General features: G+C 72.6%; 13 protein-coding genes. 9 read left to right on the plus strand and 4 right to left on the minus strand.

The window, feature by feature from the left end; translation table 11 throughout:
• Positions 1–10: 10 nt before the first annotated feature.
• Positions 11–1,006 carry a hypothetical protein gene (locus ACFP2E_RS18115; protein ID WP_378524255.1) on the minus strand — a complete coding sequence of 332 codons (996 nt, stop codon included), beginning with the start codon at positions 1,004–1,006 and terminating at the stop codon, positions 11–13.
• A 132-nt stretch (positions 1,007–1,138) separates the two neighbouring features.
• Here ACFP2E_RS18115 and ACFP2E_RS18120 point away from each other — a divergent pair, with 132 nt between their 5' ends.
• The 3 genes from ACFP2E_RS18120 (at position 1,139) to ACFP2E_RS18130 (ending at position 4,855) form a co-directional block, all read left to right on the plus strand.
• A complete protein-coding gene (locus ACFP2E_RS18120) occupies positions 1,139–2,914 on the plus strand; it encodes a proline--tRNA ligase (RefSeq protein ID WP_378524254.1) in 1,776 nt (591 codons plus the stop codon).
• Complete coding sequence (locus ACFP2E_RS18125) at positions 2,907–3,635, plus strand: HAD family hydrolase (RefSeq protein WP_378524253.1); 729 nt, start codon at positions 2,907–2,909, stop codon at positions 3,633–3,635. Before ACFP2E_RS18120 ends, ACFP2E_RS18125 begins: the two co-directional genes overlap by 8 nt.
• 167 nt (positions 3,636–3,802) lie before the next feature.
• A complete protein-coding gene (locus ACFP2E_RS18130) occupies positions 3,803–4,855 on the plus strand; it encodes a zinc metalloprotease (RefSeq protein ID WP_378524252.1) in 1,053 nt (350 codons plus the stop codon).
• A 197-nt stretch (positions 4,856–5,052) separates the two neighbouring features.
• On the opposite strand, the gene ACFP2E_RS18135 is transcribed toward ACFP2E_RS18130, so the two are convergent.
• Together ACFP2E_RS18135 and ACFP2E_RS18140 are read right to left on the minus strand one after the other, a co-directional pair.
• Positions 5,053–5,511, minus strand: coding sequence for a DUF4439 domain-containing protein (locus ACFP2E_RS18135; RefSeq protein WP_378524251.1), 459 nt, complete (start codon positions 5,509–5,511; stop codon positions 5,053–5,055).
• A complete protein-coding gene (locus ACFP2E_RS18140; protein ID WP_378524250.1) occupies positions 5,508–6,026 on the minus strand; it encodes a hypothetical protein in 519 nt (172 codons plus the stop codon). Before ACFP2E_RS18140 ends, ACFP2E_RS18135 begins: the two co-directional genes overlap by 4 nt.
• A gap of 62 nt (positions 6,027–6,088) precedes the next feature.
• Between ACFP2E_RS18140 and rimP the strand changes: the two genes are divergently transcribed.
• Together rimP and nusA are read left to right on the plus strand one after the other, a co-directional pair.
• The gene (rimP, locus tag ACFP2E_RS18145) at positions 6,089–6,574 is read left to right on the plus strand and encodes a ribosome maturation factor RimP (RefSeq protein WP_378524249.1); all 486 of its coding nucleotides are present in this window, start codon (positions 6,089–6,091) and stop codon (positions 6,572–6,574) included.
• A complete protein-coding gene (gene nusA / locus ACFP2E_RS18150) occupies positions 6,574–7,551 on the plus strand; it encodes a transcription termination factor NusA (protein ID WP_378524248.1) in 978 nt (325 codons plus the stop codon). Before rimP ends, nusA begins: the two co-directional genes overlap by 1 nt.
• A gap of 8 nt (positions 7,552–7,559) precedes the next feature.
• Here the strand turns inward: nusA and ACFP2E_RS18155 are convergent, their stop codons facing one another.
• Positions 7,560–8,381: a glycoside hydrolase family 16 protein gene (locus ACFP2E_RS18155; RefSeq protein ID WP_378524247.1), complete on the minus strand. Its 822-nt coding sequence runs from the start codon at positions 8,379–8,381 to the stop codon at positions 7,560–7,562.
• 115 nt (positions 8,382–8,496) lie between these two features.
• Here ACFP2E_RS18155 and ACFP2E_RS18160 point away from each other — a divergent pair, with 115 nt between their 5' ends.
• The 4 genes from ACFP2E_RS18160 (at position 8,497) to truB (ending at position 13,160) form a co-directional block, all read left to right on the plus strand.
• Positions 8,497–8,766 (plus strand): YlxR family protein, encoded by a 270-nt coding sequence (locus ACFP2E_RS18160; RefSeq protein ID WP_378539366.1) that lies wholly within the window; start codon positions 8,497–8,499, stop codon positions 8,764–8,766.
• A 122-nt stretch (positions 8,767–8,888) separates the two neighbouring features.
• The gene (infB, locus tag ACFP2E_RS18165) at positions 8,889–11,723 is read left to right on the plus strand and encodes a translation initiation factor IF-2 (RefSeq protein ID WP_378524245.1); all 2,835 of its coding nucleotides are present in this window, start codon (positions 8,889–8,891) and stop codon (positions 11,721–11,723) included.
• 79 nt (positions 11,724–11,802) lie between these two features.
• Positions 11,803–12,276: a 30S ribosome-binding factor RbfA gene (gene rbfA, locus ACFP2E_RS18170; RefSeq protein WP_378524244.1), complete on the plus strand. Its 474-nt coding sequence runs from the start codon at positions 11,803–11,805 to the stop codon at positions 12,274–12,276.
• Positions 12,273–13,160 (plus strand): tRNA pseudouridine(55) synthase TruB, encoded by an 888-nt coding sequence (gene truB / locus ACFP2E_RS18175; protein ID WP_378524243.1) that lies wholly within the window; start codon positions 12,273–12,275, stop codon positions 13,158–13,160. The genes rbfA and truB overlap by 4 nt, the downstream gene beginning before the upstream one ends.
• Positions 13,161–13,166 lie beyond the last annotated feature (6 nt).

Genomic DNA, 13,166 nt, shown 5'->3' on the forward strand with positions numbered 1-13,166 from the left:
GGTGGTCGGATCAGTTGCTGGTCGCTCGCAGCTTCCCGGCGCGCTCGCAGTCGCCGGCGTCGGTGCAGCGCACCCAGGCCGACTTCCGCTCGCCGTGGGCGTCGAGGAGCAGGACCTCGTCGGCCTCCCACGCCACCGCACCGAAGTAGTACGTCGTGAAGGAGCGGACGAGGTCACCGGTCACCTCCCGCAGCTGGTACTCGTTCGGCCCGAGGCCGTCGGCGGCAAGGTGGGTCGTCAGGATCCGGTCGCCGGTGGGCGAGAACGTCGCCACCCCCTGCTCGCAGCTGCGCCACAGCTGCTGGTCGGGCCGGCGCAGCGTGGAGACCACCGAGCACCCGCCCCGGTAGGGGTCGCCGGTCAGGACCGCGAGGCGGTCCTTCTCGATGCTGGCCTGGTAGCCGGTACGCCCGGAGACCTGCTTCGTGGCGCCCGACGACAGGTCCCACGAGATCGTGCGGTCCGGCGCGGAGACGCCGAGGACCGCCTTCCCCTCGTGGGCGTCGAGGACGCTGGCGGTGCCGGTGAGGCTCTTCGAGGCGACGGGCGAGCCGTCGCGCGAGCTCCAGGCGTGGATCACGGTGCGGTCGCCGCGGCGGTAGTCGACGTCGAACAGGTGCACCCCGTCGGAGGAGATGGCCGGCTCGTGCAGCGACCGACCGCTCAGGACGACCCGACGGTCGCCGTCCGGCGCCACCCGGACGACCTTGTCGCGCTTCTCGCCACCGGCGCCGTGGACGGCGACCATGTAGTGGGTGAGCTGACGGGCGCGCGCGTACCCGAGGAACTGCACCTGCTTGTCCCCGAACCCGTAGCGCCGGTCGCCGATGACGAGGTCGCTGCCGTCGACGTGCGCCACCTGCCCGGGCTCGCCCCGGTCGAGGGCCGCCGGCCTGATGTCGGTCGTGGGCGCGGCCTGGGCCGGTGGGGCGGTGAGCAGTGCGGAGCCGGCCGACACCAGAGCGGTGAGGGCGATGGTCGTGGCTCGCAGGCGGTGCGTCTTCACAGGGTCTCCCGAGGAGGTCGTGGCCGGCCGTTCCGGCCCTGTCGACACTGAGACGCCACCCGGGACACAAAGGTTGTCTCCCGCACGCAACTGGTTCGCGAGCACCTGACGGCGACCCGTACCCTTCTCCGCATGATCATGCGGATGTCGAGCCTGTTCGTGCGGACCCTGCGGGAGGACCCGGCGGACGCTGAGGTGCCGAGCCACCGGCTGCTCGTCCGCGCCGGCTACATCCGCCGCGCCGCCCCCGGCATCTACACCTGGCTGCCGCTGGGCCTGAAGGTGCTGCGCAGGATCGAGGACATCATCCGCGAGGAGATGGACGGGATCGGCGCCCAGGAGCTGTCGTTCCCCGCGCTGCTGCCGAAGGAGCCCTACGAGGCGACCGGCCGCTGGACGGAGTACGGCGACGGCATCTTCCGGCTCCAGGACCGCAAGGGCGCCGACTACCTGCTCGGCCCCACCCACGAGGAGATGTTCACGCTCGTCGTGAGGGACCTCTACTCGTCGTACAAGGACCTGCCGCTCTCGATCTACCAGATCCAGACGAAGTACCGCGACGAGGCCCGGCCGCGCGCCGGCCTGCTCCGCGGCCGCGAGTTCGTCATGAAGGACTCCTACTCGTTCGACGTCGACGACGAGGGGCTGCAGCGCAGCTACGACGCCCACCGCGACGCCTACATCCGGATCTTCGACCGGCTCGGCTTCGAGTACGTCATCGTCAAGGCCACCTCGGGCGCCATGGGCGGCTCGATGTCGGAGGAGTTCCTCGCCAAGGCCGAGGTCGGCGAGGACACCTACGTCCGCTGCACCTCCTGCGACTACGCCGCGAACGTCGAGGCCGTCCAGGTGCCCGCGCCCCAGCCGATCGCGTACGACGACGCGCCCGCCGCGCACGCCGAGCAGACGCCGGACACCCCGACCATCGAGACGCTGGTCGACCACCTCAACGAGAAGTTCCCGCGCGCGGACCGCCCCTGGGCGGCGGCGGACACGCTCAAGAACGTGCTCGTCATGCTCAAGCACCCCGACGGCACCCGCGAGCCCATCGCGATCGGCCTGCCCGGTGACCGCGAGGTCGACCAGAAGCGGCTCGAGGGCCAGATGGAGCCCACCGAGGTGCAGCCCTTCGACGAGAAGGACTTCGCCGCGTTCCCCGCGCTCACGAAGGGCTACATCGGCCCCGGCGTGCTGGGGGAGAAGAACGCCACCGGCATCCGCTACCTCGTCGACCCGCGCGTCGTCGAGGGCACCCGCTGGGTCACCGGCGCCGACGTCGACGGCAGCCACGTCATCGACCTGGTCGCCGGCCGCGACTTCACCCCCGACGGCACGATCGAGGCCGCCGAGGTGCGCGACGGCGACGCCTGCCCCAACTGCGAGGCGGGCACCCTCGAGTCCGCGCGCGGCATCGAGATGGGCCACATCTTCCAGCTCGGCCGCAAGTACGCCGCCGCGCTCGACCTGCAGGTGCTCGACGAGGGCGGCAAGCTGGTCACGGTGACCATGGGCTCCTACGGCATCGGCCCGTCGCGCGCCGTGGCGGCGATCGCCGAGGGCACCCACGACGAGCTCGGTCTGTGCTGGCCGCGCGAGGTCGCGCCCGCCGACGTCCACCTCGTCGCCACCGGCAAGGACGACCACGTGTACGCCGTCGCGGAGCGGATCGCCCACGAGCTCGCCGACCAGCGGGTCGAGGTCATCTACGACGACCGCGCCAAGGTGAGCCCCGGCGTGAAGTTCAAGGACGCCGAGCTGATCGGCGTCCCGACCATCGTCGTGGTCGGCAAGGGCCTGGCCGACGGCACCGTCGAGGTGAAGGACCGGGCCTCCGGCGAGCGCGAGAACGTCGCCGTCGACCACGTCGTCGACCACGTCGTGCGCGTGGTCAGGCGGTCGCGTGGCTGACGGCGCCGGCCTGGGGAGCCTGGGCGTCGAGGCCGTCCTGTTCGACTGGGGCGGCACCCTCACCCGTTGGCACGACGTCGACTTCCACGCCGAGTCGCTGGCTCTCGCGCAGGCCGTCGTCGACGCCGACCACCCGGTCGAGGTGTCGCAGCAGCGGCTGCACGCCGCCGGCGGCGTCATCTGGGGGCGGAGCCGCGACCACCAGCGCAGCGCGACCGTCGCCGACCTCTTCGTGGAGGCCGGGCTCGAGCACGACCCCGATCTCCTCACGGCGTACTACGAGTTCTGGGAGCCGCACACCCTGACCGACCCCGAGGTGGGGCCGATGCTGGAGGACCTGCGCGCCGACGGCGTTCGGGTGGGGGTGCTCTCCAACACCATCTGGCCCCGCGCCTGGCACGAGGGCTTCTTCGAGCGCGACGGCGTCCGCCACCTCCTGGACGGCGACGTCTACACCTCCGAGATCCCGTGGACGAAGCCGTCGCCGCACGCCTTCACAGCGGCCATGGCGGCCGTCGGCGCCACCGACCCCTCGCGCTGCGTCTACGTCGGGGACCGGCTCTTCGACGACGTGTGGGGCGCCCAGAACGCCGGGCTGCGGGCGATCCACGTCCCGCACAGCAGCATCCCGGCCGAGCAGGTGGGCCACACCGAGGGCGTCCCGGACGCGGTCGTCCACTCGCTCGCCGAGGTCGTCGAGGTGGTGCGCGCCTGGCGCTGACGGGCCCGCGCCGGCGCGCGCCCGCGTGGCGTCGGTCGCCTACAAGTTCCTGCATTGCACGGATCTGAGGCACCGAGACGCTCCCGCACCGCGGCGCCGTGGGTGAAGGTCGTCCCTCACGCGCCGCACCACCCGGCGGCCAGAAGAAGCGAAGGACACCCCCTTTCATGCGTCTCACCACCACGCTCCGGTCGGCGGCCGTGCTCGCGCTGACCGCGGCCACACTCTCCGCGGGCCTCTCCAGTCCTGCCCAGGCCCGGACCGCCGTGCCGGACTCGCAGCGCGACTGCGTCGAGCAGGAGGCCCACCTCGACGCCCGCCCGCTCGAGCAGGAGCGCCCCCTCGAGCAGGAGCGCCCGCTCGAGCAGGAGGCCCACCTCGACGAGGCCCCGCTCGAGCAGGAGGCCCACGCCGATGACGCCGCCGCTGCCCGTGGCGTCCACGAGGTCGACCACCGCGAGATCTCGCCGAGGGAGCAGCGCGCGATCGAGCGGCGTACCGAGCGCCGGCTCGCCGCGATCACCCCCGCCGAGCGCAAGCGGATGTCGGCGACGGCGACGACCACGGTCCCGGTCTACGTCCACGTCATGCGTGACAACGCCGGCAACGGCGACGTCACCGACCAGCAGATCGCCGACCAGATCGCGGTCATGAACGCCAGCTTCGCCGGCCAGAAGTCCGCCACCGCGGCCGACACCGGCTTCCGGTTCACGCTGGCCGGCACGTACCGCTACAACAACACCCAGTGGCACGAGGACAAGCAGAGCTCGACCTACCGCAAGCAGACCCGCAAGGGCGGCGCCAACGCGTTGAACATGTGGCTGGTCGACTTCAGCTACCTCGGCATCGCGACCTTCCCGTGGGACTACAGCCGCAACCCCGGCATCGACGGCATCCGGGTCAACTACGCCTCGCTGCCCGGCGGCTCGATCGCCAACTACAACCTCGGCGAGACCGCGACCCACGAGGCCGGCCACTGGTTCGGGCTGTACCACACCTTCCAGGGCGGCTGCACGAGCACGAACGACGAGGTCGCGGACACCCCGGCCCAGTCGAGCTCGACCAACGGCTGCCCCGAGGGTCGCGACTCGTGCGCGCTGCCGGGCCTCGACCCGATCCACAACTTCATGGACTACAGCTACGACAGCTGCTACACGGAGTTCACCCCGGGCCAGGCGAGCCGGTCGGCCGACATGTGGGCGGCCTACCGGGCGGTCTGACGTCCGGCCGACCGTCCGCTGGGCGAGCCCCGTCGGCGTCGTGGGCACCGAAAGTCGACACTTGCAAGTTTGTGCAATGCACGAAGGTGAGCGGGCGATGCTCTAGTCGCCTGACCTGCGCTGTTGCACTCTTGTGCAGGAACAAGCGTCGACAGGTCCCCACAACCCGACGGGGCTCGTTCCGGCCACGAGGGCTCTCAGCGGTCCGCGTGCTCGTCGATTCCGGGGAGGATCTCGGGACTTCCCCGGAAGGCGAGCACGCGGACCGCGACGTCTGTCAGGGCCCCGACCGCCCAGCGCCGGCGGCTCCCGGTCTCACCCGCGACGAGCCAGGCGTAGGCGCCGGCCGCCTCCTCGGCCACCTCCCGGGCGGCCGTGGCTACCGCCTCCGGGGCACCGGAGCCCTCGGGCAGGAGATAGGTCGGCGAGGCGGCCACCGGTACGGCGCCGTCGTCGCGGATCCACCGTGCCAGCTGGTCGCGGCGGGCGCGGTGAGCGGTATAGGCCGCCACCAGGGTGGCGTGCAGCTCGGGCGTGGCTGTCGCGGAGGTCCGGGCGCCCAGGGCACCGAGCACGTGCACGGCGCGGTGCTCGGTCGCCAGCGCCGCCTGCAGCGCCTCGGTGCCCGGAGCGACGGTGGGGCCGGTGGTGGTCACGAGGCACCTCCCTGAGCCTCGAGGAGTGCCACCTGCTGCGCGACCGCGGCGACCATCGCCGCGAGCAGCGCCGCGAGCTGGCCGCTCTGCGCCGTGACCGAGCGGCCGGTCAGCCGACGCTGCAGCACGCGCTCGCGCTCGACGACCCGTCGTACGACGGCCTCGGCGCCGCCGCGCAGGGACTGGTCGTCCGCCGGCGGCGGGGTCGTCCCGGCGTCGAGCAGGTCGAGGTGGGCCCGGTGGGTGTCCGCGAGGCCGGCCAGCCGTCGCGACAGGGTCCTGCCGCGGCCGCGGGCGGCCTCCACCAGCGCCAGGGCGGCGGTCACCTCGGCGACGACGTCCTCGACCAGCGTCCGGTCCGGGTCGGCGTCCGGGTTGCCCGGTGCGGTCCCGGCCGGGGTGGCGGGGCTGCCGGGGGTGCCCCCGTCCGCCTCGCAGGCGGTGAGCGCGACCAGCGCCGCCGCCGCGCCGATGGTCGCACGTCGGCTCGCGACCGCACGCGGGGAGGGGGACACGGCGCAGACCCTACCTGCCGCTATCGTGGAGCCTTCCAACTGCACAAGGAGGTCGCCACCCCGTGAGCAAGGCCAGTCAGGACGCCACCCGGGAACGGATCGAGACGGCTCTCGTCGACCCGTTGCTCGAGCTCGGGCTCGACCTCGAGGCGGTGGAGCTCACCCCTGCCGGCAAGCGGCGCGTGCTCCGCGTCGCCGTCGACAAGGACGGGGGCGTGACGCTCGACGACGTCGCCGACGCGACCCGCCTGGTCGAGCGGGTGCTGGACGAGTCCGACGTGATGGGCGAGCACCCCTACACCCTCGAGGTTACCTCCCGCGGCGTCGACCGCCCGCTGACCCTGCCGCGCCACTGGCGCCGCAACACCGACCGTCTGGTCAAGGCGACCCTCCAGGACGGCGACACCGTCACCGGACGGGTCGTCTCCAGCGACGAGCACGCCGTGGTGCTCGACGTGGACGGTTCCCACCGCGAGATCGCCCTCGCCGACGTCGCCAAGGCGCTGGTGCAGGTCGAGTTCAACCGCCCGTCGGCGAAGGAGGCCTGATGGACATCGACCTGAGCATCCTGCGGATGCTGGAGCGCGAGAAGGAGATCTCCTTCGACGTCCTCGTCGAGGCGATCGAGCAGGCGCTGCTCACCGCCTACCACAAGACCCCCGGCGCCCAGGAGCGCGCGCGGGTCGAGCTCGACCGCAAGACCGGGCACGTCACGGTGCACGCCGCCGAGCTCGACGCCGAGGGCAACCAGGTCGGCGAGTACGACGACACCCCCGACGGGTTCGGCCGGATCGCCGCGACGACCGCGAAGCAGATCATGCTGCAGCGGCTGCGCGACGCCGAGGACGACATCCGCTTCGGCGAGTTCTCCGGCAAGGAGGGCGACATCATCTCGGGCGTGATCCAGCAGGGTCGCAACCCCGACGACGTGATGGTCAACCTCGGCAAGCTCGAGGCGCTGCTGCCCGCCGGCGAGCGCGTGCCCGGGGAGACCTACGACCACGGCACCCGCATCAAGTGCCTCGTCGTGTCGGTCCGCAAGGGCATGCGCGGCCCGCAGGTCACGCTCTCCCGCACCCACCCCAACCTGGTCCGCAAGCTCTTCGCGCTGGAGGTCCCCGAGATCGCCGACGGCACCGTCGAGATCGCGGCCATCGCGCGCGAGGCGGGCCACCGCACCAAGATTGCGGTGCGGTCGACCGCGCCTGGCGTCAACGCCAAGGGCGCCTGCATCGGCCCGATGGGGCAGCGGGTCCGCAACGTGATGTCGGAGCTGCACGGCGAGAAGATCGACATCGTCGACTGGTCCGACGACCCCGCCGAGCTGGTCGCGCACGCGCTGTCGCCGGCGCGGGTCACCTCCGTCGAGGTGGTCGACGCCGCGGCCCGTTCCGCGCGCGTCGTCGTCCCCGACTTCCAGCTGTCGCTGGCCATCGGCAAGGAGGGCCAGAACGCCCGGCTCGCCGCCCGGCTGACCGGCTGGCGCATCGACATCAAGAGCGACGAGGCGGCCGGGGACGCCTGAGCCCCGCGTCAGTCGCCCCACACCCTGTCGACGACCAGCTCGGGGACGAGGTGGTCGTCGACGCCGGTGGACCACCCCGGGAAGTCGAAGACGGCGAGCATCAGCTGCATCGGGTAGGTCGGCGGCCGGGCGCACCGGCGTACGACCTCGCCGTCGACGGCAAAGCGTGCCTCGTCGGCGTCCCACACGACCTCGTAGGTGTGCGGGGTGGTGACGTCGACGGGCACCCTCGGTGCCCCGAAGTCGGAGGCGAGCGCGGGGTCGCGGAAGGGCTTGATGCCCACGCCGACCTCGGCCGACGGCCCCTCCGGGCTGTCGGCCGGGACGACGGCGTTGCCGAACACCTCGAAGACGCACAGCTCGCCGCAGCGCAGCTGCTCGGGGTCGTCCTCGAAGCCGGCGAGCCAGAGCGCCGCCATCGACCGGTGGGACAGCGTCATGCGCGCCCGCACGGCGACCCGGGCCGGGCCCTGGCGGGGATGGGGTAGCCACCCCTCGAACCGTGGCTGCTCCTCCCGGACCCGCAGGCCGTCCCGGAAGCGCTGCTGGCCCAGCATGGAGCCGGCCGGCCCGGACCAGCTGCCCGACTGGATCCCCGAGACCCGCAGCGGCTCGGCGTGCTCCTGCGGGCACCAGCGCGGATGGGTCGGTGGGATGCGCAGGGTCAGCGTCGAGTGCCTGACCTCGTAGGCGGCGGCGGTCGCAGCCCGGGAGCTCCACGCGGGCAGGTAGTGGGGAGACCACACCCGTCGGTCGAGGTCGTCGCCCTCGAAGTCGTCGCTGAATCCCGCGGCCCCGGCCGAGGTGTCCAGCGAGGTGACGCCGCTCACGGCACCACGGTAGTGCCGGTTGGGGTTCCCGAGGTCGGTCGCGGTAGGGTTGACGCCAGTGGCGCGCGAACAACACCCACCCGCACGGGTCGGCTCAGAGCCTGTCCGGACGTGCGTGGGCTGTCGGGAGCGGGCCACGAAGCGCGAGTTGTTGCGCGTCGTCGCGGGCACGGGGCCCGACGGCCGGCCGGCCGTCCTCCCGGATCCCGACGGCACGGCACCCGGCCGCGGGGCGCACCTGCACCCCACGACGGCGTGTCTGGAGCTCGCGGTGCGCCGCCGGGCGTTCTCCCGGGCCCTGCGGGCCGGGGAGGGGCTCTCCAGCGCACCGCTCGCCCAGCACCTCTCGCAGCCCGGTGACGGGCACCAACCGACCGAGGCATGACCGACAGAAACTGGAGCAGCAGCTCATGAGCACTCGATGAGTACCTCGCGATGAGTTTGCACAACCACTAACGGTCCGATTCACCCCCTCCCTGGAGCGGGACTCGGGCCAGAAGGAGAAGCGTGGCTAAGACCCGAGTCCACGAACTCGCCAAGGAGTTCGGCGTCGAGAGCAAGTTCGTTCTCGAGAAGCTCAAGGAGATGGGGGAGTTCGTCAAGTCGGCGTCGTCGACTGTCGAGCCGCCCGTCGAGATGCGGTTCAAGAAGGAGTACGGCGCGCAGCTGAAGGCTGCCGGCTCCCCGGCCGAGGCGCCCGCCCAGCCGGCCAAGGCCGCCCCCAAGACCGAGCAGGCGCCCGCCGAGAAGGCGGAGAAGCCGGCCCCGGCCGCCCCCGCGGAGAAGTCCGCCGCGGCCCCCAGGCCCGCGCCGCGTGCGCCGGGCGCTCCCAAGCCCGGCCCGCCGGCACCCCCGGCCCCGCCGGCCCCGAAGTCGGAGCCCGCGAAGCCGGCCCCGACCAAGCCCGAGCCGACCAAGCCCGAGCCGCCGCAGCCGCAGGCCCCGGCCGCCAAGGGTGGCCCGACCCCGAAGGCGCCCGCGCCCCGTCCGGTCGGCCGTCCCGGCGCCCCGCGTCCCGGCAACAACCCCTTCGCGTCCAGCCAGGGCATGGGCCGTCGTCCCGCGCCGCAGCGTCCCGGTGGCGCCGGTGCCGAGGGTGGCGACCAGCAGCGTCCGCCGCGTCCGCCCGCCGGGCGTGACGGTGGCGGCGGCGCGCCGGGTCGTCCCGGCATGCCGCGTCCCAACCCGGCGATGATGCCCAAGTCACCGGCTGCGTTCGGCACCGGTCCCGGCGGTCGCCCGTCCGGTGGCGGCGGTCGTCCCGGTGCTCCGGGTCGCGGTGGCGCCCCGGGCCGTGGCGGTGCGCCCGGTCGCGGTGGTGCCCCGGGCGGTGCTCCCGGCGGCTTCGGCCCCGGCGCCGGTCGTCCCGGTGGCGGCGGTCGTCCCGGTGGCGGTCGCCCCGGCGGTCGCGGCCAGACCCAGGGTGCGTTCGGCCGTCCCGGCGGCCCGTCGCGCCGTGGCCGCAAGTCGAAGCGGGCGCGTCGTCAGGAGTTCGAGGCCATGGAGGCCCCGACGATCGGCGGCGTGCGCGTCCGCAAGGGCAACGGCGAGACCATCCGTCTCGCCCGTGGCGCCTCGCTGACGGACTTCGCGGAGAAGATCAACGTCGACCCCGCCGCCCTGGTGCAGATGCTCTTCTCGCTCGGCGAGATGGTCACCGCCACCGAGTCGGTCAACGACGAGACCTTCGAGCTGCTCGGTGAGGAGCTCAACTACGTCGTCCAGGTCGTCTCCCCCGAGGACGAGGACCGCGAGCTGCTCGAGTCCTTCGACATCGAGTTCGGCGCCGACGAGGGCGACGAGGAGGACCTCGCGGTCCGTCCGCCGGTCGTCACCGTCATGGGTCACGTCGACCACGGAAAGACCAAGCTCCTCGACGCGCTGCGCCAGGCCAACGTCGTCGACAAGGAGGCCGGTGGCATCACCCAGCACATCGGTGCCTACCAGGTCACGACCGAGGTCGACGACCAGGAGCGTCGCATCACGTTCATCGACACCCCGGGTCACGAGGCGTTCACCGCCATGCGTGCCCGTGGTGCCCAGGCGACCGACATCGCGATCCTCGTGGTGGCGGCCGACGACGGCGTGATGCCGCAGACGATCGAGGCGCTGAACCACGCCAAGGCGGCCGGTGTGCCGATCGTGGTCGCGGTCAACAAGATCGACAAGCCCGAGGCCGACCCGACCAAGGTGCGCGGCCAGCTGACCGAGTACGGCCTGATCCCCGAGGAGTACGGCGGCGACGCGATGTTCGTCGACGTCTCGGCGAAGTCCGAGCTCAACCTCGACAAGCTGCTCGAGGCCGTGGTGCTGACCGCGGACGCCTCGCTCGACCTGCGGGCCAACCCCGAGCAGGACGCGCAGGGCCTCGTGGTCGAGGCGCACCTCGACCGTGGCCGCGGCCCGGTCGCGACGATCCTCGTCCAGCGCGGAACGCTGCGCGTCGGCGACTCGATCGTCGCCGGTCCGGCCCACGGCCGTGTCCGCGCGATGCTCGACGAGCACGGCGAGAACATCGAGGAAGCCGACCCGTCGCGTCCCGCGATGGTCCTCGGCCTCAACGCCGCGCCGAGCGCGGGCCAGAACTTCCTGGTCGTCGAGGACGACCGGATGGCCCGCCAGATCGCCGAGAAGCGCGAGGCCCGCGAGCGTGCCGCCACCCAGGCGAAGCGCCGCGTGCGCCGTACGCTCGAGGACTTCATGGCCTCGATGGAGAAGGGCGAGAGCCAGGAGCTCAACCTGATCCTGAAGGGCGACGTGTCCGGTTCGGTCGAGGCGCTCGAGGACGCCCTGTCCAAGATCGACGTCGGCGACGAGGTCAGCCTCCGGGTCATCGACCGCGGTGTCGGTGCGATCACCGAGACGAACGTCGACCTGGCTGCCGCCTCCGACGCCATCATCATCGGCTTCAACGTCCGCCCGCAGGGCAAGGCGACCGAGATGGCCGACAAGGAAGGCGTCGAGATCCGCTACTACTCGGTCATCTACCAGGCGATCGAGGAGATCGAGGCGGCCCTCAAGGGCATGCTCAAGCCGGAGTACGAGGAGTCGGTGCTGGGCCAGGCGGAGATCCGCGCGATCTTCCGCTCGTCCAAGATCGGCAACATCGCCGGCTGCATGGTCACCAGCGGCCTGATCCGTCGCAACGCCAAGGTGCGCCTGATCCGCGACGGCGCGGTCGTGGCCGACAACCTCGACCTGGCCTCGCTGAAGCGGGAGAAGGACGACGCCTCCGAGGTCCGCGAGGGCTTCGAGTGCGGTCTGGTGCTGAAGAACTTCCAGGACATCAAGGAAGGCGATGTCGTGGAGGCCTTCGAGATGCGCGAGATCCCGCGCAGCTGATCACCTCACTGGGTCTCGACGAGCTCGACCGACGTCGGTCGGGCTCGTCGAGACCCTTGCACTTGATAGGAAAGACACCATGAGCAACCCACGCGTGCGCAAGATCGCGGACCGGATCCAGGTGATCGTGGCCGAGATGCTCGAGCGCCGCATCAAGGACCCGCGGCTCGGCTTCGTCACCGTGACCGACGTCCGGGTCACCGGCGACAGCCAGCAGGCGACGGTCTTCTACACGGTGCTGGGCGAGGAGGGCGACCTCTCGAGCACGGCCGCGGCGCTGGAGTCGGCCAAGGGCCTCATCCGGTCCGAGGTCGGCAAGCAGCTCGGCATGCGCCACGTCCCGACGCTGACGTTCGTCCACGACGCGCTCCCCGAGAACGCCCGCCACCTCGACGAGGTGCTGGCCCGGGCCAAGGCCCAGGACGAGGCGGTCGCCGCGGCCCGCGGCACGGCGTACGCCGGCGAGAGCGACCCGTACCGCAAGCCCCGTGAGGACGAGGACGAGGCGGAGAGCGCCGAGGCGGGCGCCGGCGAGGACGCCGCCGAGCGGTGACCGCACCCGCCGCAGTCCCGGCCGGCTCGGCCGGTGTGGTCGTCGTCGACAAGCCGGCCGGGATGACCTCTCACGGCGTCGTCGCGCGAGTGCGCCGGCTGGCCGGGACCCGCAAGGTCGGCCACGCCGGCACGCTCGACCCGATGGCCACCGGCGTGCTGGTGGTGGGCGTCAACCGGGCCACCCGGCTGCTCGGCCACCTCATGCTCACCGAGAAGGCGTACGACGCCACGGTGCGGCTCGGGGTCGCCACCACGACCGACGACGCCGAGGGCGAGGTCGTGTCGACCGCGCCGGCCCTGGGCCTCGACGAGGCCGCCGTCCGCGACGCGTTCGCGACCCAGGTCGGCGACCTGCTCCAGGTGCCGACCGCGGTGTCCGCCATCAAGGTCGACGGCAAGCGCGCCTACCAGCGGGTCCGGGAGGGCGAGGAGGTCGAGCTCGCCGCCCGTCCCGTCACCATCCACGCGCTCGACGTCCACGACGTCCGCCCGGCGGGGGAGCACCTCGACGTCGACCTGAGCCTGCGCTGCAGCAGCGGCACCTACGTCAGGGCCGTGGCACGCGACGTGGGTGCCGCCCTGGGGGTCGGCGGCCACCTGACCGCGCTGCGCCGCACCGCCGTGGGGCCCTTCGGGCTCGACCGGGCGCGCACGCTGGAGGAGCTCGCCGAGCAGTTCAAGATGGTGCCGGTCGCCGACGTGGCACGCGCCTGCTTCAGCTCGGTCGACCTCGACGAGGTGAAGGCGACCGACGTCCGCTTCGGCCGCGCCCTCGACGTCCCGCTCGACGGGCTGACCGCCGTCTTCGCGCCCGACGGGGAGTTCCTCGCGCTCTACGAGCCCCGCGGCGACGTGGCGCGGGCGGTCGCCGTCTTCGTCTGAGCCGTC

This window comes from Nocardioides sp. GCM10027114, from assembly GCF_042659625.1.
Classification (GTDB): Bacteria; Actinomycetota; Actinomycetes; order Propionibacteriales; family Nocardioidaceae; genus Nocardioides.